The sequence below is a fragment of the uncultured Marinococcus sp. genome, from assembly GCF_947493875.1.
In the GTDB taxonomy this organism is placed as follows: Bacteria; Bacillota; Bacilli; order Bacillales; family Marinococcaceae; genus Marinococcus.
On record NZ_CANLSU010000002.1, the window covers coordinates 42,136 to 63,109 of the forward strand.

A 20,974-nucleotide genomic window follows, 5' to 3' on the forward strand; every position below is an offset into this window, starting at 1 on the left:
TAAGATGCTAACATAAAGAAGGATAGAAAAATTCATGAGGAAGTAAGGAATAATTAACTAGGCAGACGATCTTGTGAATAAAAAAGCATAAAGACGCCTTGAATGGCAGGGAAAGGATGTCCATGATGAAAAAATGGATGATCGTTGCAGGAATGTCGGGGCTCTTGGTCAGTACCGGCTGTGCGAATAACGGGAACGAAGAGAGCGGAGCTGACGAAGCTGAAGAAGCCTCTTCGGACGCTTCAGGGAAAAATAACGGAGAAGGTCAGGAAGAAACAGAGGGCGATACAGAAGAGAATGCAGAGGAAGCAGAAAATGACGGCCGGTCAGAGGCAGGAGAGGATCCACCTGAGACAGAAGAAAACGGAGATTTGGAGAACCCATCGGCTATCGACGCTTTAATTAACCGTGAATACCATCTGCCTTCAGATTATGAACCGGAAAACTTAGTAATTCCGGACGTGGCTTTTCCATTTGAGGGAGAGCCCCAGAAAAAGTATATGAGAGAAAAAGCGGCAGATCAGCTTGAAAACATGTTCGCGGAGGCACAAGAGGAGGATATTGAGCTTTCAGCTGTGTCGGGATACCGTTCGTATGACCGTCAGGAAAGTATATTTGCAGCTAACGCGGAAGAAGACGGAGAAGAAGAGGCGAACAAATATAGTGCAAGAGCCGGGGAGAGCGAGCATCAAAGCGGTCTGGCGATGGACGTGAGTGCTGCATCCGTCGGCTATTCGTTGACGACAGATCTCGGTGAAACAGAAGAAGGGGAATGGCTTGAAGAAAATGCGCATGAGTACGGCTTTGTAGTCCGCTATCCTGAGGATAAAACGGATATTACCGGCTATCAGTATGAGCCCTGGCACCTGCGGTATGTAGGAAAAGATTTAGCCGGAACGCTTCACGAAAACGATTGGGTGATGGAAGAGTATTACGGAGAGGAGCTCGAAGAAGAGTCATCAAACGGCGAAGAAGACAAATAAAGCCGGGGGACGCCCCCAGGCTTTATTTTTTAATCTTCATCGATTGTCGGCAGCTCGGTTTTTGCGATCTTTTCGTCTAATGCTTCGTAATCGTAGTACGAAATCGTACGGTACAGCTCTTCGCGTGTCTGCATATCCTCAAGCATATCCTTTTGGGTGCCTTTATCATGAATTTCCTGAAAAACCCGTTCGACGGCTTTGGCAGCGGCCCGCAGGGAAGTAACCGGATAGATGATCATATTAAATCCCCATGATTCGAACTGGTCCGCATGATAATACGGGGTGCGGCCAAATTCAGTCATATTAGCGAGCAGCGGCGTGCCGCTGAGGCTATCCCCGGCCCGGCGGAAATCCTCCTCTGCGGAAAGAGCTTCCGGGAAGATGCCGTCTGCGCCGGCCTCCCGGTAGAGAGCCGCCCTCTCCATAGCTGCGTCTATACCTTCCACGCCCCTGGCGTCGGTACGGGCAATAACGGCGAGCGTCGGAGCGACTTCTTTGATAACTTTAATCTTTTGAACCATTTCTTCGGCGGAGACTAATTTTTTCCCGTTTAAATGACCGCATTTTTTCGGGAGATCCTGGTCTTCAATCTGTACGGCGGCCACCCCGGCTTCGGTCATTTCCCGGGCGGTGCGTGCCACGTCGAGCACTCCCCCAAAGCCGGTATCAATATCAACGAGCAGAGGGAGCTTTGCTGCGCGAACAATATCCCGGGCCCGTTCAGCAACTTCATGGGAATGAATGATGCCAAGGTCCGGCAGGCCCCGACTCGCTGTATAGGCAGCGCCCGATAGATACAAAATATCAAAGCCGGTGTTTCTGGCGATCAGTGCAGACATGCTGTCATGAACACCGGGAATTTTTACCGCCGGCTTCTGCTTAATACGGTCACGAAATAATTGGGCGAGTTCCTTTTGGGAAACAGGTTCTTCGGTTAACCAACTCAATGTATTTCCTCCTTTTAGTAAACCCAGTCTGACATAAAGTGATGAACAGGAGTTTCTGCCAGCCGGTCATGGTCGAGCATTTGTTCCAGAAGCAGGGAGGCCTGTTTTGGCGGATAGTGGGCATTCAGATTCTGCCGGCACTTTTCGATAATCTGCGGCTTGGCCTCTTCCCGGCGGCGCTGGTGGCCGAGCGGGTATTCCACTTCTACGGGGGCTGTGCTTGTGCCGTCCATAAAGTGGACCTGCACCTGGTTGGGGATGGAACGCTTGGATGGATCCAGGTAATCCTCGGTGTACTGTTTGTTTTCTTTCACGATCATTTTGTTCCGGAGCTGGTCAATCACAGGATTTGCGGCAGCGGAATCCTCATAGTGATCAGCGTCAAGCCGGCCGAAGATCAAGCCGATGGCTGTCATATACTGCAGGCAGTGATCACGGTCTGCAGGGTTTTGCAGCGGGCCGGTTTTATCGATAATACGGATAGCAGCTTCATGAGTAACAATATCGATGCGCTCAATATCCTGCAGCCGTTCTTTTACCTCCCCGTGCAGTTCAATCGCAGCTTCCACAGCGGTTTGGGCGTGGAATTCAGCCGGGAAGGAGACTTTGAACAGAACGTGCTCCATCACGTAAGCATCCATTTTCGGCACAGAAAGCTCCTCGCCGTTCATCATGACATCCTGAAAGCCCCAGCCTTTAGCAGAAAGAGCGGTAGCATACCCCATCTCCCCTTTCACAGCCATTAAGGCAAGACGAACACCCCGGCTGGTGGCGTCACCGGCGGCCCATGATTTACGGGAGCCGGCATTAGGATAATGGCGGTAGGTGCGGAGACTGGAATTGTCCACCCATGCGTTGGAAACCGCGTTGATCATTTCCTGCTTACTGCCGCCGAGCATGTGGGTGACCACCGCTGTCGTAGCTACTTTAACGAGAAGCACATGGTCGAGCCCGACTCGGTTAAAGCTGTGGTTTAAAGCGATGGATCCCTGAATTTCATGGGCTTTCACCATGGCGGTTAGTACGTCGTGCATCGTCAGGGGATTTTTGCCTTCTGCTACGCGCTTTCGGCTTAAATAGTCGGCGGTGGCAAGAATGCCCCCGAGATTATCGGAAGGGTGGCCCCATTCTTTGGCAAGCCAGGTATCGTTATAATCGAGCCAGCGGATTGCGCAGCCGATATTAAAAGCAGCATGCACCGGGTCGAGTTCAAACTGGGTGCCCGGCATGCGTGCGCCGTTCGGGACGATAGTGCCCGGCACAATAGGTCCGAGGTGCTTGGTGCACTCCGGATATCGTAATGCCAGGATTCCTGCCCCTAGCGTATCCATTAATACATAGCGGGCGGTATCATACGCCTCACTGCTTGAAATGTCCTGGTCATATACATAGTCGGCGATGTCGGTCAGTAAAGCATCCGTCTGCTGCATTGTCTGGTTCATTTTCATTTCCTCCTTAGGTTAACGTGATACCCCGTGGGCCGGTGTAGTTGACTCTCGGGCGGAACAAGCGGTTATTGCTGTGCTGCTCGATCACATGAGCTCCGAGTCCGGCGGCCCGCGATGCAAAAAAGATAGGCGTATACAGGTCAATTGGGATGCCGAGCAGATAATACACCGGCGCTGCGTAGTAGTCGAGGTTTGGATGCAGCCCTTTTTCTTCTGCAATCAGCTCTTCACCGCGTACGCACATATCATACAGGTCCATGCGATCCTGCTTTTCCGCGAGTCGGTGCAGCGATTTTTTCATCAGCTGGGCGCGCGGGTCCATTTTTTTCATATACACCCTGTGGCCAAATCCCATGATTCGTTCTTTGTTGGCCAGCTTTTCACGGAAGAGCCGCTCGACTCCGTCCGGGGTGCCGGCTTCGAGCAGGAGATGCATAACGGCTTCATTGGCTCCCCCGTGTAAAGGCCCCTTCAGAGAAGCCACCGCACCCGTAAAGGCACCATACATATCGGCCTGTGTGGAGGCAATCACCCGGGCTGCGAATGTTGAGTTTGGCATTTCATGCTCAATGTAGGCCACAAGCGACTGGTCAAACACTTCGGTTTCCAATGCTGTTGGCGTTTTCCCGGTGAGCATGTGAAGCATATTGGCGCTAAAAGACATCGAAGGGTCTGGAGATATGAGTGATTCCTGCTGCTGCGTACGATAACTGCCGGCCATAATGGCAGGTATAGCGCCCAGCAGTTTGACCGCTTTTTCCTGATTGGCTTCTGCGGAATGGTCATGCATATGCTTCTCTGAGCCCGCAAGCAGGGAAATGCCGGTACGGAGCATATCCATGGCACTCATTGAAGCAGGAAACAACGAAAAGGACGAAGTCAGGGATTCCGGAAGATCGAGCTGTTGATAAAGGCGGTCCTGGAACGATTGCTTCTCCCCTGTTTTTGGAAGAGAGCCGTAAAGAAGCAAATGAGCAACATCCAAAAAATGACGATTTTCCGCTAATTCAATAAGGTCGTAGCCGCGTATAACAATTTGTTCCTGCTCCACATCAAGATAGGAAATCGACGTCTCGGCGGCAATAACACCTTCAAGGCCAGGGCTGTACTCGTTTTCTGCAGACATAGTGGTGCCTCCTTTATTTTTAAAGCGTTTTCAAAAACGGTTAAAAATATAAGCTGCTTCTTTGTATAATTGTATACAATTATTTGGAAAAAGGCAAAATCCTTTTAGCAACTCCTAGGAAGAAGAAATATGAAATTCAAGTGTTTCTTTCGTCGAGGCGAGGCTTCTTTGGATATGAGTGCGCATGTAATGCTCAGCCGCGGGGCCATCTTTTTGTTCGATAGCAGCCAGGATTTTTTCGTGTTCAGATACTGGAGTATCGATTGTATAATCAGGGTGTCTGTAGCCGCTGAGCCGCCGGTATCTTTCAAGACGGCTGTTCAGCTGGTTTAAAAACTGGACCGCCGTAGGCGAAGCGTGTTCATACAATAGATGATGGAAGCGGCTGCCGTACGTAATGGAAGTAAATCGTTCATCTGCTTCAGCCATATGCAGAAGTGCTTCTCTCATGGCTGTTACAGCCTCAGAGGAGGCCCGCATGGCAGCTTCTTTAGCCACAAGTCCTTCGAGTGCTTCCCGGACGGCAAAAATATCGACAGCTTCTTCAATACTGAGCGCCTGGACCTCCATACGCCCATTCGCTTTTTTCACAATTAATCCCTCGAGCTCGAGACGGTAGAGCGCCTGACGGAGCGGCGTACGGCTTACTGCGATTTCTTCAGTTAGTTGTTCCTCACGGAGCGCCTGCCCCGGGGAATAATGAAATTCAATGATGTTTTGCTTTAAAGCTTCGTAGGCTAAATCGCTTACGGATACACGGCGTCTCTGCACAGGCCTTCGCTCCCTTCGGTTTGATTTAACCTATTATAGCAAAAAAGAGACCGGCTGAGTGCCGGTCTCCTTATTCAGGATTCTTCTCTGACCGGGGCTCGACCCGGAAGGCGCGGAAGGTGTACGTAAACATGGCAAGGGCGAACAGGGAAACCAGGGTCAGGATGAGATAAACGTTGGAATAAATGGCGCTGCTGCCGCCGGAAGCAAACGGGTTCAACGAGGTGGTCACGCCCTGAATTCCGAGCACAGCTCCAAAGATGGCACTGCTGAAAGCTCCGGCCATGAAGTTCATCAGGTTGAACATGCCGATGCCGACGCCGGTTTCATTTTCTTCAAGGACAGAAGACAAAATGTTGGCGGTTGAGCTCTGAATGAGGGGGAATCCTATATAAGCAATAATCAGGACAACAGAGACAGCGACTGCGGAAACGCCGGCAAATCCGGAAAGCAGCATTGTTCCAAAAGCAATGAAAACCAGGGCGGCGATAACAACTACCTTTGGCCCGTGGCGGTCTGCAAGGTCGCCCCCGGTGCGTCCGAGAAAACCGGCAAGGATGGCTCCCGGAAAGATAACAAGGCCAATCTGCGTAGTGGAAAGTTCATACAGCTCTCTGGTCATTAGCGGAATGATAAACAAAAGACCGAACATGCTGCAGACTCCGAGAAAACTCGTCAAAATAGTAACAGTATAGTATTTGTTTCTCAAAAGGGATGGGCGGATAAATGGATCGTCCGCTTTCGCCGTCCGAAAAGCGAAAACAGCCATGAAAACGATAAACATAAGAAGAAAGATCCATTGAAGAGTAGTAACAAACAGTAAAATTCCGGCTATTGCCACTCCGAAAAGAGCAGCACCTAAATAATCGATAAACCCGGAACGTTTTTCTTCATCCGGCAGCCATTTTCTAAGAAAAGGTAGAGCTAAAAGCGATAGAATAGAAAATAAGAACAAATAACGCCAGCTGAGCCATCCCCCGAGCAGCCCGCCAACAATTGGGCCGACGCCGGAAGCGAAGGCTATTGTGGAAGAAATCAGGCCAAATACCCGGCCTTTGTCCTCCGGGAAAAAGCGGGCAGGTATCACAAACCCGAGCGCGGGAATAGTTGCTCCGCCTGCCGCCTGAAGGACCCGGGCGACGATAAGCATGGCAAAGCTTTCAGAAAAAAGGCCGAGCGTTGCACCAGCAGCAAAAAGGATAATGCCAAAGGTGAGCAGAGCTTTAATGGAATAAAAGTCTGCTAGTTTTCCATACATCAGGGCCCCGATAGCGTAGACCATAATGTATGAAGTAAGTACCCAGCTGACCTGGGAGGAAGAGATGCCGAAATACGACTGGATATCGGGAATTGCTACGTTAAACATGGTGCCGTTCATAACCGCGATGGTTAAAATCAGAGCCACCAGAAAAATAAGCTTCTTTTTCTGGGCCGGCCCGACGTGTAAGGATTCATTTGTCATAAAAATTCACGCTTTCTATTGTTAGTTTCAGGGAATTTGGTTTTGTGTGAAACTATCATATATTAACTGAAACAATACCGAGAAACAAATATAATGAACGAAGCTGTATAGACGCCTCGGGGAATCGCAAAGTCGTCATTCTCGTCTTTAAGATTATGTGATAATATAAAGTGGTGGATTTGTGTAGATGAAAAATTACTGGGATATTGTGTTTCAGCTGATAATTTTACTGTGTTATAAAGGTTTATTACATAGGATGCGGTCATGAATGGCAGGTCTGCATTATGCAGAATATAGAAAAATTAGAATAGGAGAGTCTCGCTGTGTATATAGATATAGATGGGGTTAACGTGAACTACCATGTGTCCGGCGAAGGGGAAGATGTCGTCTTATTACATGGATGGGGCGCAAACATTCAGGCATTTGCCCCAGTGCATCAATCACTGGAAAAAAACTTCCGGGTCTGGTCGATTGATTTTCCAGGCTTTGGCCAAAGCGGGGAGCCGCCTGAATCCTGGACGGTCGGTGACTATACCGAATTGCTGAAAAAATGGCTGCTGAAAACCGGCATAGACAACCCGATTCTTATCGGCCACTCCTTCGGGGGGCGGGTTTCGATTAAGTATGCAGCAGACAACCCGGTGAAGAAAATTATTCTGGTGGACAGCGCCGGCGTAAAGCCAAAACGAAAGCTGAAATATTACGTGAAAGTCTATACGTATAAAACCTTTAAAAAGCTGCTGAAGCTGCCTGGATTAAAAAACCGCGAACAGGAAATTCTCGATAAAGTCAAAGGCCGGGTCGGTTCGGCAGATTACCAAAATGTTTCCGGTGTGATGCAGCAGACGATGGTGAAGGTGGTCAATGAAGACCTGCAGCATCATTTTGAGCATGTTACGCCTCCGGTGCTGCTCGTGTGGGGAGAAAATGACGAGGCAACTCCTGTATCGGACGCCAGGATCATGGAACAAAAGATGCCAAATGCGGGTCTTGTCGTACTGCGCGGAGCCGGCCATTATTCGTACATTGACAACTTAAACGAGTTTTTAATCATTATTGACCACTTTTTAAGAAACGAAGAGCAGGAGGCCGCACAGCATGATTAATACAATATTAGCGATTTTATACCTGGCGGCTTGGGCATTTTACACTGTGCGCTTTACGAAACGAAGCACACATATGCTCCAGCAGAATTCTTACAAGAATGAGCGCTTCTGGGGATGGATTAAAGCTCATACTTCGAGGGCGTTTCCAATCCGGAACACGATCGGCCTTGCAGCTGTTGTGCCGTTTCTTTTCGGAGCAGAGGCATTAGGTCTGATTATTGGCTTTATTTACTTTCTGTTTATGGCCCTGACTATGCCGCAGCTGAAGGAGAAGAAGGCGCTGGTAGTCACAGCACGGGTAAAACGGCTGTTTATCACGATCGGTGTCCTCTTCGTACTGTTTACTGCAGCGGGGCTTCTGCTCGGTAACACGGCATTATTTTATACGTATGGATGGCTCGTGTTTTTAACAGTCATTGCGACGATTCTTACGTATTTTATTACGATGGGTGCGAACTATATTAATTACCCAATGGAACGAAAAATCAGTCAGCATTACGTCAATGATGCAGAACGAATTATTAAATCGATGCCGGACCTTGAAGTAATAGGCATCACAGGAAGCTACGGAAAGACAAGTACTAAGCACATGCTTGAAACGGTTCTTTCCTCCGAATTTAATACGCTGATGACCCCGGAAAGCTACAACACGCCGATGGGCGTGACAAAAACGATCCGGACGATGCTGAGGCCGTATCACGAAATTTTCATTGCCGAAATGGGCGCGAAAAGACCGGGAGACATTGAAGAAATCTGTGATATTGTGCACCAGCGGTACGGTGTTTTAACTGCGGTAGGAGAGCAGCACCTCGAAACATTCAAAACGCTTGATAACATTAAAAAAACCAAATTTGAAATTGTCGAAACGCTTCCGCAGGAAGGTACTGCTTTTGTGAACAAAGATGATGAAAACATTATGAGCTACGAGCAGCAGAACCAGTGCCGGACGATTTACTACGGCATCGACGCCGAAGATCTTCATTACCGTGCTAAAAATATTGGATACTCTTCCAAGGGGACGTCGTTTACCGTGGTGAAATATGACGGAACCACTGCAGAGATTCAGACCAAACTGCTCGGCCGCCATAATATTTATAATATTTTAGCTGCCGTGGCTATCGGCTCTGAAAAGGGCATCTCGTTTGAAAAAATAGCGAGAGCGCTGCGGAAGGCTCAGCCGGTGGAACACCGTCTGGAGCTGAAAAAAACGAATGGCAACATTACGATTGTGGATGACAGCTTTAATTCCAATCCGGTTGGCTCCAGGATGGCTATGGAAGTATTAAGTCATATGCCGGAATACAAAATTGCCATAACCCCGGGCATGGTTGAGCTTGGGGAAAAAGAGTATGAATTAAATAAAGCACTTGGTACTTATATGGCAGATGCGTGTGATTTCATTATTTTAGTCGGAAAGAAACAGACTGTGCCGCTTCAGGACGGGTTGAAAGAAAAAAATTATCCGGAAGAGCAGTTGTACGTTGCCTCCGACCTTCAGGACGCCCTGGCAAAAATGAACGAAATCGCGACTCAGCCATCCGTGGTACTGCTTGAAAATGACCTTCCGGATTCATTCAACGAGTAAAGACATAGGGAGCGGATATTATGAAAACGAGAATAGGAGTATTTTTCGGCGGTATTTCCGTCGAACACGAGGTTTCTGTCATTTCGGCTGTACAAGCTATGGAGTCCATGGATGAAGACCGGTACGAAATCGTCCCGATTTACATCAGTAAAGAACGTAAGTGGTATACCGGCAATGTCTTACGGGACATTGAAGCCTATAAAGACATGACGAAATTATTGAACGAGGCTCAGCAGGTGCTGATTACGTACGGGGAAGAAGATAACGTGGTACTTCACAAAAAGCCTGCACCTAAATTCGGCAAAAAAGAAGTGGCTGCAATTGATGTTGCTTTTCCAATTGTTCACGGAACGTTTGGCGAAGACGGAGCGCTTCAGGGGCTGTTTGAGCTTTACGGCCTGCCTTACGTCGGCTGCGATGTAGCCTCTTCGGCCGTGGGCATGGATAAGGTAATGATGAAGCAGATTTTGAGAGACTCCCGTCTGCCGGTACTAAATGATGTGTGGTTCTACAGCAACCATTGGGCAGAGGACACCGAAAGCGTCATTGCCATGATCGAAGAGAGTGTTCCTTATCCGGTCATTGTAAAGCCGGCCAACCTTGGTTCAAGCGTCGGTATCGGCGCAGCAAAAAACCGGGAGGAACTGGAGCAGGCGGTTGAAGAAGCTACTGAATTCGCGGGAAAAATTCTCGTGGAAAAAATGCTCGAAGGTATGACAGAGGTGAACTGTTCTGTTGTAGGTGACTACGAAGATGTAGAAGCGTCGGTAATCGAAAAAGTACTCAAGACAGATGAAATACTGAGCTATAAAGATAAATACCAGGGCGGTAAAAACGGCAGCTCGTCCAAGGGAATGGAAGCGACAGACCGGGAAATCCCGGCTCCCATCACAGAAGAAAAAGCAGGCGAAGTACGGGAGCTTGCCAAGGATACGTTCCAAATTCTTGGCTGCAGTGGTGTCTCCCGGATTGATTTCCTGATTGAGGACAGCACCGAAACAGTATTTGTAAATGAAATCAACACGATTCCGGGATCGCTTTCCTTCTATCTATGGGACCCGGCAGGGAAAAGCTACAGCGAATTGATTCATCAGCTGATTCAATTGGCGTTAAAGCGGAAACGGGAAAGAGAAAGACTGACGTTTTCGATCGACTCCAACCTGTTTTCTCTTCAAAGCGGCCAGGGAAGCAAAGGCGGCACAAAAACAGGCTCTGCATCTAATCGATAATAATTGTTCAGCCGGCCTGATATCATGGGCCGGCTTTTTATATACTGATAGAATAAAACAAGAAAATATCAAACTTTTTTGAATATAGTAATTTGGTTGCAAGAGAGAAAAAAATGCTTTAAAATACTTTACTGTAGCAATGAAAGAAAAGCTTCATGCAGTTTATGGCCCGTTGGTCAAGTGGTTAAGACACCGCCCTTTCACGGCGGTATCACGGGTTCGAATCCCGTACGGGTCACCATACATAAAGCTGTTTTTGCCGAGAGGCATGTATCAGGTTTTTCACATGCCGGTCTAGCTCAATTGGTAGAGCAACTGACTTGTAATCAGTAGGTTGGGGGTTCAAGTCCTCTGGCCGGCACCACGTGGAGGGGTAGCGAAGTTGGCCAAACGCGGCGGACTGTAAATCCGCTCCTTCGGGTTCGGCGGTTCGAATCCGTCCCCCTCCACCACTTAATACGAGCCATTAGCTCAGTTGGTAGAGCATCTGACTTTTAATCAGAGGGTCGGAGGTTCGAATCCTCCATGGCTCACCATTGTTATTATCCTTGTTTGGAACTGCGGAAGTAGTTCAGTGGTAGAACACCACCTTGCCAAGGTGGGGGTCGCGGGTTCGAATCCCGTCTTCCGCTCCATTATTTGACGGGGACGGTAAGCAGTGATAGTATGAATAATGTTGATTTGTATATAGATTATGCGGGTGTAGTTTAGTGGTAAAACCTCAGCCTTCCAAGCTGATGTCGTGGGTTCGATTCCCATCACCCGCTCCATTTTTGTTAGATCAAACATATGCAGGGGGCCTTAGCTCAGCTGGGAGAGCGCCTGCTTTGCACGCAGGAGGTCAGCGGTTCGATCCCGCTAGGCTCCACCAAACAACACGAACGTGTTCAGCCTGAAGGGCTGATTTTTTTATGTCAATTTTAAGGCTTTTAATCCTCCAGGGATGAATGTCTGAAAGAATCATGGTAGAATACGCGGGCATAGAAAAACTCTTATGCATTTAGGAAGAACGCATAAGAGTTTTACGGGATATAAGCTCATATTTATTTAAAAGAACATCCAGTTCCTTGCTTAAAGCCAGGACATCATCCGAAATCAGGGAAGCCGTATGATCGGAAGTCAGTTGATGGAGTCTGTCTCTTGTTTGTTCTATTTCCTGCCGTAAATATTGTTGAGACAAACGTTCTTCACCTCCTATATGGTGCGTGTTTACATTATTACCCATTTTAACTCATTTTCAAAGTTATTTATGCCATATTTTCCAAAATGTGACTATGGTTCTAGAGGGTGCATAAATAGTAATATGGATAAAGATAGAGAATGGAAATCGTGTTACAATTGGCTGAATTGAAAAAATTACCATAATAAAGATGAGTTAAGCAGCCGAAGGCTGTTAAATAAATGAAACGGATAGACTCATTGAACGTATGTATAGTCCCACGAGGTGGAGGTCGCCAAATGGATGCAACAGTGAAACGGTTAGTGAAAGAAGTGAAAAAAGACGGGGATCAGGACGCTTTCCGGGAATTGGTTGATTTGTACAAAGACAAGGTATACCAAATCGCCTATCGGATGGTGGGCAATGCCTATGAAGCTCAGGATATGGCCCAGGAAGCGTTTTTAAGAGCATACGCCAATATTGAAAGCTATGACGAAAAAAGAAAATTCTCCACCTGGCTTTTCCGTATTACTACAAATCTCTGTATCGACCGTCTCCGTAAGAAAAAGCCGGACTATTCCCTGGATGCAGAAATACCCGGGGCGGAAGGACTTGATGGATATTCGCAGCTTTCCTCGCCGGACAGGCTGCCGGATGAACAGGTCGTAACAATGGAAATGCAGGAATGGGTGCAGGAAGGGATATTGAAGCTGCCGCCGAAATACCGGACAGCTATTGTTCTTCGCTACATCGAAGACCTTTCTATTCAGGAAATTAGTGACATACTGGATCTTCCCGAAAACACGGTAAAAACGCACGTGCACAGGGGGCGCGAAGCTTTAAGAAAACATTTGGGAAACACGTGAATGAGGGGGTGGGACCATGGCTTTAAACGAGCGGGAGGAAGAGTACATCCAGCGCTACATTGACGGTGATATGGATGAACGTGAAAAAGAAAAGTTTCACACGTATATCAAAGAAAATCCGGAATGTGCACACCGTCTTCAGGAATTGAAACGGACAGTAACGATAGTGCAGGGCACTTCGCACGTTTGGGCTCCAGAAACTTTTACCGACAGCATCATGAAAGAGCTGCCTAAGAAAAGAAAACGGACAGCCTGGAAATCATGGTCCAGGCAGCATCCTGTGCTGGTTGCAGTTTCCATGTTTATTGTGCTGATGGCTTCAAGCGTGCTGTTTGCCTGGAATGATCAGGCGGGGGCTGAGATGACGGTTTCTGGCGATAGAGAAAATGTAAACATTGATTACGATAACAACGCAGTAATCATACCGGAGGGGGAAACGGTGCAGGGAGATTTAACAGTTCGAAACGGAGAAGTTGATGTGCACGGGAACGTCAATGGTGACCTCACGGTGATTAATGGGGAACCCTACATGGCTTCGGCTGGAAGTGTTTCCGGCAATATTGAGGAAGTGGACCAGGTGCTTGAGTGGATCTGGTACCATACGAAACGAATAAGTCAGGAAGCCTGGCACATGGATGAAGAAGAAGCGGCATAACACGGGCGTTTATAAACAGCAGCAGGCTTTTATCAGAGCGTGCTGCTGTTTGCCTATTAATCCGGGCGCAAACTACATAATAAAATTGCCGGAAATCCAAATAAAGCACGCAGAGAATAGAAGTGATTGTGATATAATATAACCGTTACTTTGCTTACGGGATAGAATCAATTGGAGGAAGTGCCATGTTTGCTGGACAAGATTTCGATTTACTCAACATCATACGAATTGTCGTAGACATATCGCTGGTGGCGTATGTCATTTACAAAGCGATCACGATTATCCGGGGCACTCGGGCCGTCCAGCTGGTAAAAGGCATTGCTGTTATTTTAGCTGTTTGGTTTATAAGCAGTTTTTTTGGTCTGCGAACGCTTCAATGGATTATGGGGAACTCGGTTACATACGGACTGCTTGCCATCATTATTATCTTTCAGCCGGAACTCCGGCGTGCCCTTGAACAGCTCGGCAGGGGGAGGCTCTTCGGCAGAGCTTCTTATGTAGAAGAAGATGAAACGTTAAAAACGATTGATGCCATTATGAAATCAACAAAGTATATGGCAAAGAGGCGGATTGGAGCGCTGATTTCCATCGAGCGCGAAACTGGAATGAATGATTACATTGAAACCGGCATATCTATGGATGCAAACATTACATCAGAACTTTTAATTAATACCTTTATTCCAAACACTCCGCTTCATGACGGGGCGGTAGTGATGAGAGAAAACAAAATAGCCGCTGCTGCCTGCTATCTGCCTCTATCAGAAAATCCCTTTATTTCAAAGGAGCTGGGCACCAGGCACCGCGCCGCTCTTGGTGTGAGTGAAGTAACAGACGCGCTTACGCTGGCTGTGTCGGAGGAAACCGGCAGTATTTCCATTACCAAAAATGGAGATCTTCACCGGGATGTTGATGAAGAAACACTCCGCAAAATGCTTGAAAAAGATTTGATGGCAGAAAATAACTCATCCAGTATTTGGCAGTGGGGAGGGAAAAAGGATGGATAAACTTTTTGCGAATAAGTGGTTTGTCCGCTTTATCTCTCTTGCTTTTGCCGTCATGCTTTACTTAATTGTGAATATGGATCCAACGGTAAATAACGCCGGCGTCGTACCAGACGGTGAAGATCAAACATATACAATCGAAGACGTGAATATTACCCCGGAATACAATGAGGAAGAGTACGCGATTACAAATATGACTAAAAATGCAGATGTAACGCTCGCTGGTTCGCAGACGGCTATTATGCTGTTTCGCCTGTCACGGTCCGACAGCTATGAACTTTATTTAGACATGCAGAGCCTGGGCGCCGGAACGCATAACGTTCAGGTAAGTCATCGTGATTTTCCGACAGATCTGGAGGTAACCCCGTCACCGGAATACGCGACGGTAACGCTCGAAGAAAAGCAGGAAACGACCTTTCCGCTTGAAACACAAATTTTGAACGAAAAGGAAAATGAAGAGTTTTCTTTTGGGAACCCGACCGTCAGCCCTGAGGAAGTGACGGTAAGCGGGGCCGGTACTGTTATCGAACAAATTGACCGGGTTGTTGCCCAGGTGGATGTATCTGAAGCAGATGGTGACATTAATGGAAGCTTTCCGGTAGCGGCACTCGATACGGAGGGCAACGAGCTGGATGTAAATATAGAACCGCAGGAGGCATCAGTGGAGCTATCTGCTGATGCTCCTTCAAAAGAAGTGCCGGTAAACGTGGAACGGACAGGCAATTTAAGTGCAGATACATCAATTAGTGAAGTCACAGCTTCCGAAGAAGCAGTAACTATTTACGGCAGCGAGGAAGCAGTACAAAATACAGAAAGCATTAATGCATCTCTCAACCTGAATGAAATTAGTGAAAGCGGCACGTATGAACTGGATGTACAGTTTCCGGACGGCATCCAACGGACAAATCCTGAAAATTTAAGCGCCTCTGTGACGATAGAGGGCGAAGATCAGGCTACGCTTGAAAACGTACCTATTTCGATTGTGAATTTGCCTTCAGGTGCATCGACGAGCTGGGTGAACCCTTCCTCGGGCCAAATGAATGTGCAAATATATGGAGCAGCCGGAACGCTTGAGGGTGTCAGTGCAGAAGATATTACGCTGGAGGCACTTTGGAGCGGCAGCGGCTCCTCCAGTGAGGAGTCCTATATTCTTCCTGTGGAAGCGAGCGGGCCGGAAGGAGTGCAGATTTCTCCGGCAAGGGAGAATGTGGAAGTAACCCTTCAGCAGGAAGAAAGCAGAGAAGAAACGGAAGAGGAAGCAGAGCCGGAAGGTGAGACGCCGGAAGAGCAGCAGAACGAAAATACAGACGAGCCCGAAGACTCTGGTCAGAATGATGAAGAAGGTGATTCTTCCGGTCAGGATGGCTCGACAGAAGATACAGAAAATGGCAGCGGGTCAAATGGACAGGATAATGATACAGAAACAGAGCCGGCACCAGAATCTGGAAACACTGAAGAAGATGGCTCCGGGGGTACAGAAGAAACACCGGCAGAAAATGAAGAAGAGGTTCCTGCGGAAGAAAATACTGAAACGGACGGGGAACAGCAGTAAACACCATCAGGGAATTGTGTAAGAATAAAGGAGAGATTTAACCATGGGGAAATATTTTGGTACAGACGGAGTCAGGGGTGTTGCCAATACAGAACTGACACCGGAATTTGCTTTCCGGCTCGGACGTGCTGGCGGTTATTTGTTAACGAAGGATCATGAACATCCAAAAGTATTAATAGGCAAGGATACGCGGATCAGCGGGGAAATGCTTGAAGGAGCGATGGTCGCGGGTCTTCTTTCCATTGGAGTGGAAGTGATGCGTCTTGGAACCATTACTACGCCGGGAGTGGCTTATTTAACTAAGGCAGTCAGTGCTCAGGCGGGGATTATGATTTCCGCTTCCCATAACCCGGTGGCAGATAACGGCATTAAGTTTTTCGGAGCAGATGGCTTCAAGCTGAATGACGATCAGGAAGCAGAAATCGAGCGCCACCTTGAAGGGGACGACCAGATGCCACGCCCGGTAGGTGGGCAGCTTGGAAGCGTTAATGACTATTTTGAAGGTCGTCAGAAATATCTCCAGTTTTTGAAGAATACGGTCAGTGAGGATTTCTCGAGCCTGCACATCGCTCTTGATTGTGCAAATGGGGCGGCTTCTTCTTTAGCTCCGCATTTAATGGCAGATCTTGAGGCTGATATTTCTACTATTGGAAACAATCCGGATGGAATTAATATTAATGAGGGTGTTGGCTCTACGCATCCGGAAGCTTTGGCTGCCTTCGTCGTTGAAAAAGGAGCGGACCTTGGTCTTGCCTTTGACGGCGACGCAGACCGGCTGATTGCTGTAGATGAGAACGGGAACATTGTTGATGGCGATCAGATTATGTATATCTGTGGCAAGCATCTGAAGCAGGAGCTGATGCTGAACAAAAATACGGTAGTAACGACGATTATGAGCAACATCGGCCTGCATAAATCCCTGCAGGAGATTGATGTTGAAACGGTGCAGACAAAAGTTGGAGACCGCCACGTCATGGAAGAAATGAGGACAAATGGGTACAGCCTGGGAGGAGAGCAGTCCGGGCACCTGATTTTTCTTGACTTGACCACCACAGGGGATGGAATGCTGAGCGCACTGCAGCTCGTGGATATGGTAAAAAAATCGGGCAAAAAATTATCAGAGCTTGCCGCTGAAATGCCGAGATTTCCACAAAAGCTGGTCAATGTCCGCGTGACGGATAAATACGAGGTGGAAAATAATCCAAAGGTTAAAGAAGTAATAGACCGGATCGAAGCGGAAACCGGGGACAAAGGGAGAATCCTTGTGCGCCCTTCCGGCACCGAACCACTCGTCCGGGTGATGGCAGAGGCTGAAACAGAAGAGCTGTGCAACAATTACGTAAAAGAAATTGCTGACGTAGTTCAGGCAGAAATGGGCCTGGATAAATAAGTAAAGAACGCCGGGTGGCAGAGCCCGGCGTTCTTTATGTTTAAAATATAATAATTTCGGTAACGGTCATGCGGTGTGTAACTTTTTTATGTAAATTGCGACTAATATTAAGTGTTTCTTAAAAAGAGGAAATATACATATTTGCATGAAAAAATTTCACAATTTCACAATTGATTACAGCAAGCATATAGCGTATTATTATGTATAAATCTAGTGAAGAAAGGAGCAGGAGTAAAGTTTCATTATTGAAGCGCTAGGGCTGTTTTGGAACGAAAAACAAAACAGTTGACGAGGTGGAGGTTTATCGATTAATCGGCGGATGCCTCCCGGCTGCATGTCTCAGCTGAAAGTGCTGGCTTAAATCATGAAGGCGACTTCGTGGCTAAAGGCCAGGACAAAGGCATGAAACTGGAAAATGAAATTGTGAAAGAGCACCCGTGAAAACAACATCAATAAAAAAATTAAACGAGACGAGTGGGGCATCAGTAAATGTCCCGCGACATATGCTCATGCTCCGCCGGTTATAGGAGGGTATCCACGTATGTGTGGAATTGTAGGATATATTGGAAATGAGCAGGCGTCGGACATTTTGTTAAAGGGACTTCATAAGCTTGAATACCGGGGCTACGATTCAGCCGGTATAGCGGTAGTAGACAATGACGGTGTTAGTGTATACAAGGAAAAAGGACGCATTGCCGCTCTCGAAGAAACGGTAAACGGCCAGGCAAATGGTACGATCGGGATCGGCCATACGCGCTGGGCGACACACGGAGCACCGAGCCGGGACAATGCGCATCCGCATCAAAGCATCAGCGGCCGCTTTACGCTTGTACACAACGGGGTCATTGAGAACTATCAGCAGCTCCAGCAGCATTACCTTGACAGAGTGTCTCTTCGCAGCCAGACTGATACGGAAATCATCGTGCAGCTTGTAGAGAAGTTCAGCCAGGAAGGGCTTAACACAGAAGCTGCCTTCCGGCGTACTCTGGCTCTTCTAAAAGGATCCTACGCTTTGGCATTAATCGACAACGATGATGAAGAAACCATCTATGTCGGAAAAAATAAGAGCCCGCTCCTCGTTGGTTTAGGAGAAGGTAAAAACGTTATTGCTTCGGATGCAATGGCAATGCTTCACACGACGAAGCAGTTTATTGAAATTATGGACGAAGAAGTTGTTATCGTGACACGTGATTCTGTGCAGGTAAAAGACCTGGAAGGAACTGTTCAGAGCCGCGAGCCTTTCGTGACAGACATTGACGAATCTGATACCGAAAAGGGCACCTACGATCACTTTATGCTCAAGGAAATTGATGAACAGCCATTTGTTATTCGTAACATCATCCAGAAATACCAGGACGAAGACGGCGACATTAAGCTTGAAGAAGATATTCGTGCAGCGATTAATTATTCTGACCGCATTTATATTCTCGCAGCCGGTACAAGCTATCATGCCGGACTCGTAGGTAAAGAAATGATTGAAAAAATCGGACAGAAGCCGGTGGAAGTACACATTGCGAGCGAATTTTTGTATAACCAGCCGCTTCTTTCCGAAAAGCCGTTGTTTATCTTTATTTCCCAAAGCGGGGAGACTGCCGACAGTCGTGGTGTTCTCGTCAATGTGAAAAAACAGGGTCATCCTTCGATCACGATTACGAACGTACCCGGCTCGACGCTGTCCCGTGAGGCAGATTTTACGCTTCATACGTACGCCGGTCCTGAGATTGCGGTTGCTTCAACGAAAGCTTACACTGCTCAAATGGCGGTAATGTCAATTCTTGCTATGGACATTGCCCGGGCCCGCGGCATTGAATCTGATTTTAATGCTATTCAGCAGCTGGGGCTCGCGGCTAACGCCATGGAGACGCTTTGTGACCAAAAAGATGTTATGGAAGGCATCGCAAGGGAATATTTGAGTGAAACGCGCAACTGCTTCTTTATTGGACGTGCACTTGACTATCATGTGGTGCTTGAAGGTGCATTAAAGCTGAAGGAAATTTCATACATTCAGGCTGAAGGATTTGCCGGTGGCGAATTGAAGCACGGTACAATTGCGCTTATTGAAGAAGGCACCCCTGTCATTGCCGTAACGACGCAGAACCATGTCAATTTAAATACGCGGGGGAACCTGCAGGAAGTGGTGGCACGTGGAGCCAATCCATGCGTGATTGCCTCCGAAACAAATCACCAGGAAGGCGATAACATCGTACTTCCGGATCTGCACGAAGTAATGACGCCTATTGTTTCGGTCATTCCACTGCAGCTTATCTCTTACTATGCAGCGATGCACCGCGGCTGCGACGTGGATAAGCCGCGTAACCTGGCAAAAAGCGTAACTGTCGAATAGTCAAAGGTTCGGCAGGACAGCAATATATACTAAGGGTCCATTGGAAAAAAATCCAATGGACTCTTTTTATAAGTTAATGTTGAATAAAATATTGAGAGGCAATGGAAATATGAGCTTTAATTAACTTAGCCTGAATCAACTATATTTTATAGGAAACTTTAACGGAATTAGGTATAATAAGGGAGATGTATTGCGCTTACCCTCTGTTATTGAAGTAATATAAAAATGGTCTTATTTCAGAAGGATATAAGCAGAGCAGTCCCCGGGCAAGGGAGTCGAAAATTCTTTGCAGATAGTATATTAAGTTTTTTTAAGAATATTAAAGTGAGGGTGAAGCGGTTGGCGTATTTGTTTTTACTCATTGGTTTTGCACTCCTGATTAAAGGCGCCGATTTTTTTGTTGATGGCGCCTCAAGCATTGCCGGCAATTTAAAGGTGTCCCCGCTTTTAATCGGGCTGACGATTGTAGCCTTTGGCACAAGCTCTCCGGAAGCAACGGTGAGTGTCCTTGCCGCCTTGGACGGCAGTGCCGGTGTTGCTCTCGGTAACGTAATTGGAAGCAATATTTTCAACATCACGCTTGTGATCGGTGTAACGGCATTAATTGCCCCGCTCGCCGTCGAAAATGAAACAGTGAGAAAAGAGATTCCTTTCACACTGCTTGCGGGTGTGGCGCTTCTTATTCTAATGAGTGACACTGCTCTTCAGGCGCTTAGTGAAAATGTAATCACACGTAGTGATGGCTTTGTGTTCCTGTTGTTTTTCACCGTGTTTTTATATTATATATTTGAAGTGGCCCGAAGGAACCGGGCTGCCCAGTCAGAGAACCAAATGAGTGCTCCGGCTGCCCCGTGGACAAAAAATATACTGCTGACCGTCGGCGGGCTCGCAGCCATCATTTTTGGCGGGGACCTGGTAGTCGACAGCGCGACTGAAATTGCGCTTGCGTTTGGGATGAGTGAAACACTGGTTGGTTTGACTATCGTTGCTATTGGGACGTCCCTGCCGGAATTGATTACTTCCATTACGGCGGCGATTAAAAAAGAAACAGACATAGCGATCGGCAATATTGTCGGAAGCAATATTTTCAACATTTTCTTTGTGCTCGGTGCCGCTTCCATAATCTCTCCGCTTGCAGTAGAAAGCAAAATTTTTATGGACATTTCGCTTATGATCATCCTGACAGTGCTGCTGCTCGTTTTTTCGAGAACCAATTTCAGAATTGGCCGCCGGGAAGGCGCTGTTCTTGCAGCCGCATATATTATTTACCTGATTTATATTATTATCCGTAACTAAATAGAATGATTGAACTGTCTGGGAGCTCCGGGCAGTTTTTTTATGCCATTTTCA

17 protein-coding genes and 7 tRNA genes are annotated in these 20,974 nt (G+C 47.4%); 18 read left to right on the forward strand and 6 right to left on the reverse strand.

Annotation, left to right across the window (positions count from 1 at the left end; genetic code table 11):
* Window positions 1-125 precede the first annotated feature (125 nt).
* Window positions 126-983: a M15 family metallopeptidase gene (locus Q0757_RS03005; RefSeq protein WP_298784615.1), complete on the forward strand. Its 858-nt coding sequence runs from the start codon at window positions 126-128 to the stop codon at window positions 981-983.
* Between the two features lie 29 nt (window positions 984-1,012).
* Here the strand turns inward: Q0757_RS03005 and prpB are convergent, their stop codons facing one another.
* From prpB to Q0757_RS03030, 5 genes are all read right to left on the reverse strand, one after another.
* Window positions 1,013-1,930, reverse strand: a complete 918-nt coding sequence (prpB, locus tag Q0757_RS03010) for a methylisocitrate lyase (protein ID WP_298784617.1) — start codon at window positions 1,928-1,930, stop codon at window positions 1,013-1,015.
* Between the two features lie 14 nt (window positions 1,931-1,944).
* On the reverse strand, window positions 1,945-3,378 hold the full coding sequence (locus Q0757_RS03015; protein ID WP_298784619.1) for a bifunctional 2-methylcitrate dehydratase/aconitate hydratase: 1,434 nt from the start codon (window positions 3,376-3,378) through the stop codon (window positions 1,945-1,947).
* Window positions 3,379-3,385: 7 nt separating this feature from the next.
* On the reverse strand, window positions 3,386-4,504 hold the full coding sequence (gene mmgD, locus Q0757_RS03020) for a citrate synthase (RefSeq protein WP_298784620.1): 1,119 nt from the start codon (window positions 4,502-4,504) through the stop codon (window positions 3,386-3,388).
* A gap of 114 nt (window positions 4,505-4,618) precedes the next feature.
* Window positions 4,619-5,275, reverse strand: a complete 657-nt coding sequence (locus Q0757_RS03025; protein ID WP_298784622.1) for a GntR family transcriptional regulator — start codon at window positions 5,273-5,275, stop codon at window positions 4,619-4,621.
* A 70-nt stretch (window positions 5,276-5,345) separates the two neighbouring features.
* A complete protein-coding gene (locus Q0757_RS03030; RefSeq protein ID WP_298784624.1) occupies window positions 5,346-6,737 on the reverse strand; it encodes an MFS transporter in 1,392 nt (463 codons plus the stop codon).
* Window positions 6,738-7,060: 323 nt separating this feature from the next.
* Between Q0757_RS03030 and Q0757_RS03035 the strand changes: the two genes are divergently transcribed.
* From Q0757_RS03035 to Q0757_RS03080, 10 genes are all read left to right on the forward strand, one after another.
* Window positions 7,061-7,843, forward strand: coding sequence for an alpha/beta fold hydrolase (locus Q0757_RS03035; protein ID WP_298784626.1), 783 nt, complete (start codon window positions 7,061-7,063; stop codon window positions 7,841-7,843).
* A complete protein-coding gene (locus Q0757_RS03040) occupies window positions 7,836-9,428 on the forward strand; it encodes a Mur ligase family protein (RefSeq protein WP_298784628.1) in 1,593 nt (530 codons plus the stop codon). Before Q0757_RS03035 ends, Q0757_RS03040 begins: the two co-directional genes overlap by 8 nt.
* 20 nt (window positions 9,429-9,448) lie before the next feature.
* Window positions 9,449-10,657, forward strand: a complete 1,209-nt coding sequence (locus Q0757_RS03045) for a D-alanine--D-alanine ligase family protein (protein WP_298784630.1) — start codon at window positions 9,449-9,451, stop codon at window positions 10,655-10,657.
* A gap of 166 nt (window positions 10,658-10,823) precedes the next feature.
* A tRNA-Glu gene (locus Q0757_RS03050) sits at window positions 10,824-10,898 on the forward strand.
* Window positions 10,899-10,945: 47 nt separating this feature from the next.
* Window positions 10,946-11,021 (forward strand) — tRNA-Thr (locus tag Q0757_RS03055).
* A 3-nt stretch (window positions 11,022-11,024) separates the two neighbouring features.
* Window positions 11,025-11,109: transfer RNA gene (locus tag Q0757_RS03060), tRNA-Tyr, on the forward strand.
* An 8-nt stretch (window positions 11,110-11,117) separates the two neighbouring features.
* A tRNA-Lys gene (locus tag Q0757_RS03065) sits at window positions 11,118-11,193 on the forward strand.
* 24 nt (window positions 11,194-11,217) lie between these two features.
* A tRNA-Gly gene (locus tag Q0757_RS03070) sits at window positions 11,218-11,292 on the forward strand.
* A gap of 61 nt (window positions 11,293-11,353) precedes the next feature.
* Window positions 11,354-11,427, forward strand: a tRNA-Gly gene (locus Q0757_RS03075).
* Window positions 11,428-11,452: 25 nt separating this feature from the next.
* Window positions 11,453-11,528 (forward strand) — tRNA-Ala (locus Q0757_RS03080).
* Between the two features lie 129 nt (window positions 11,529-11,657).
* Here Q0757_RS03080 and Q0757_RS16990 read toward each other — a convergent pair.
* Complete coding sequence (locus Q0757_RS16990) at window positions 11,658-11,882, reverse strand: aspartyl-phosphate phosphatase Spo0E family protein (RefSeq protein WP_366139511.1); 225 nt, start codon at window positions 11,880-11,882, stop codon at window positions 11,658-11,660.
* A 233-nt stretch (window positions 11,883-12,115) separates the two neighbouring features.
* Here Q0757_RS16990 and sigW point away from each other — a divergent pair, with 233 nt between their 5' ends.
* The 7 genes from sigW to Q0757_RS03115 all read left to right on the forward strand — a co-directional run bounded on the left by sigW (window position 12,116) and on the right by Q0757_RS03115 (window position 20,920).
* Complete coding sequence (gene sigW, locus Q0757_RS03085) at window positions 12,116-12,682, forward strand: RNA polymerase sigma factor SigW (protein WP_298784633.1); 567 nt, start codon at window positions 12,116-12,118, stop codon at window positions 12,680-12,682.
* 16 nt (window positions 12,683-12,698) lie between these two features.
* Window positions 12,699-13,337 carry an anti-sigma factor gene (locus Q0757_RS03090; protein ID WP_298784635.1) on the forward strand — a complete coding sequence of 213 codons (639 nt, stop codon included), beginning with the start codon at window positions 12,699-12,701 and terminating at the stop codon, window positions 13,335-13,337.
* Window positions 13,338-13,522: 185 nt separating this feature from the next.
* A complete protein-coding gene (cdaA, locus tag Q0757_RS03095; RefSeq protein WP_022794289.1) occupies window positions 13,523-14,341 on the forward strand; it encodes a diadenylate cyclase CdaA in 819 nt (272 codons plus the stop codon).
* Window positions 14,334-15,890 (forward strand): YbbR-like domain-containing protein, encoded by a 1,557-nt coding sequence (locus Q0757_RS03100; RefSeq protein WP_298784641.1) that lies wholly within the window; start codon window positions 14,334-14,336, stop codon window positions 15,888-15,890. Before cdaA ends, Q0757_RS03100 begins: the two co-directional genes overlap by 8 nt.
* A 43-nt stretch (window positions 15,891-15,933) precedes the next feature.
* A complete protein-coding gene (glmM, locus tag Q0757_RS03105; RefSeq protein ID WP_298784644.1) occupies window positions 15,934-17,280 on the forward strand; it encodes a phosphoglucosamine mutase in 1,347 nt (448 codons plus the stop codon).
* Between the two features lie 541 nt (window positions 17,281-17,821).
* Window positions 17,822-19,624: a glutamine--fructose-6-phosphate transaminase (isomerizing) gene (glmS, locus tag Q0757_RS03110; protein WP_298784646.1), complete on the forward strand. Its 1,803-nt coding sequence runs from the start codon at window positions 17,822-17,824 to the stop codon at window positions 19,622-19,624.
* Between the two features lie 339 nt (window positions 19,625-19,963).
* Window positions 19,964-20,920 carry a calcium/sodium antiporter gene (locus tag Q0757_RS03115; protein ID WP_298784648.1) on the forward strand — a complete coding sequence of 319 codons (957 nt, stop codon included), beginning with the start codon at window positions 19,964-19,966 and terminating at the stop codon, window positions 20,918-20,920.
* The last annotated feature ends 54 nt before the right edge of the window (window positions 20,921-20,974 follow it).

Bases quoted from the DNA above. Each gene is read 5' to 3' on its own strand.
- Q0757_RS03005 (WP_298784615.1), top strand. From the start codon at position 126: ATGAAAAAATGGATGATCGTTGCAGGAATGTCGGGGCTCTTGGTCAGT.
- Q0757_RS03015 (WP_298784619.1), bottom strand. From the start codon at position 3,378: ATGAAAATGAACCAGACAATGCAGCAGACGGATGCTTTACTGACCGAC.
- mmgD (WP_298784620.1), bottom strand. From the start codon at position 4,504: ATGTCTGCAGAAAACGAGTACAGCCCTGGCCTTGAAGGTGTTATTGCC.
- Q0757_RS03030 (WP_298784624.1), bottom strand. From the start codon at position 6,737: ATGACAAATGAATCCTTACACGTCGGGCCGGCCCAGAAAAAGAAGCTT.
- Q0757_RS03040 (WP_298784628.1), top strand. From the start codon at position 7,836: ATGATTAATACAATATTAGCGATTTTATACCTGGCGGCTTGGGCATTT.
- Q0757_RS03045 (WP_298784630.1), top strand. From the start codon at position 9,449: ATGAAAACGAGAATAGGAGTATTTTTCGGCGGTATTTCCGTCGAACAC.
- Q0757_RS16990 (WP_366139511.1), bottom strand. From the start codon at position 11,882: ATGGGTAATAATGTAAACACGCACCATATAGGAGGTGAAGAACGTTTG.
- sigW (WP_298784633.1), top strand. From the start codon at position 12,116: ATGGATGCAACAGTGAAACGGTTAGTGAAAGAAGTGAAAAAAGACGGG.
- Q0757_RS03090 (WP_298784635.1), top strand. From the start codon at position 12,699: ATGGCTTTAAACGAGCGGGAGGAAGAGTACATCCAGCGCTACATTGAC.
- cdaA (WP_022794289.1), top strand. From the start codon at position 13,523: ATGTTTGCTGGACAAGATTTCGATTTACTCAACATCATACGAATTGTC.
- Q0757_RS03100 (WP_298784641.1), top strand. From the start codon at position 14,334: ATGGATAAACTTTTTGCGAATAAGTGGTTTGTCCGCTTTATCTCTCTT.
- glmM (WP_298784644.1), top strand. From the start codon at position 15,934: ATGGGGAAATATTTTGGTACAGACGGAGTCAGGGGTGTTGCCAATACA.
- glmS (WP_298784646.1), top strand. From the start codon at position 17,822: ATGTGTGGAATTGTAGGATATATTGGAAATGAGCAGGCGTCGGACATT.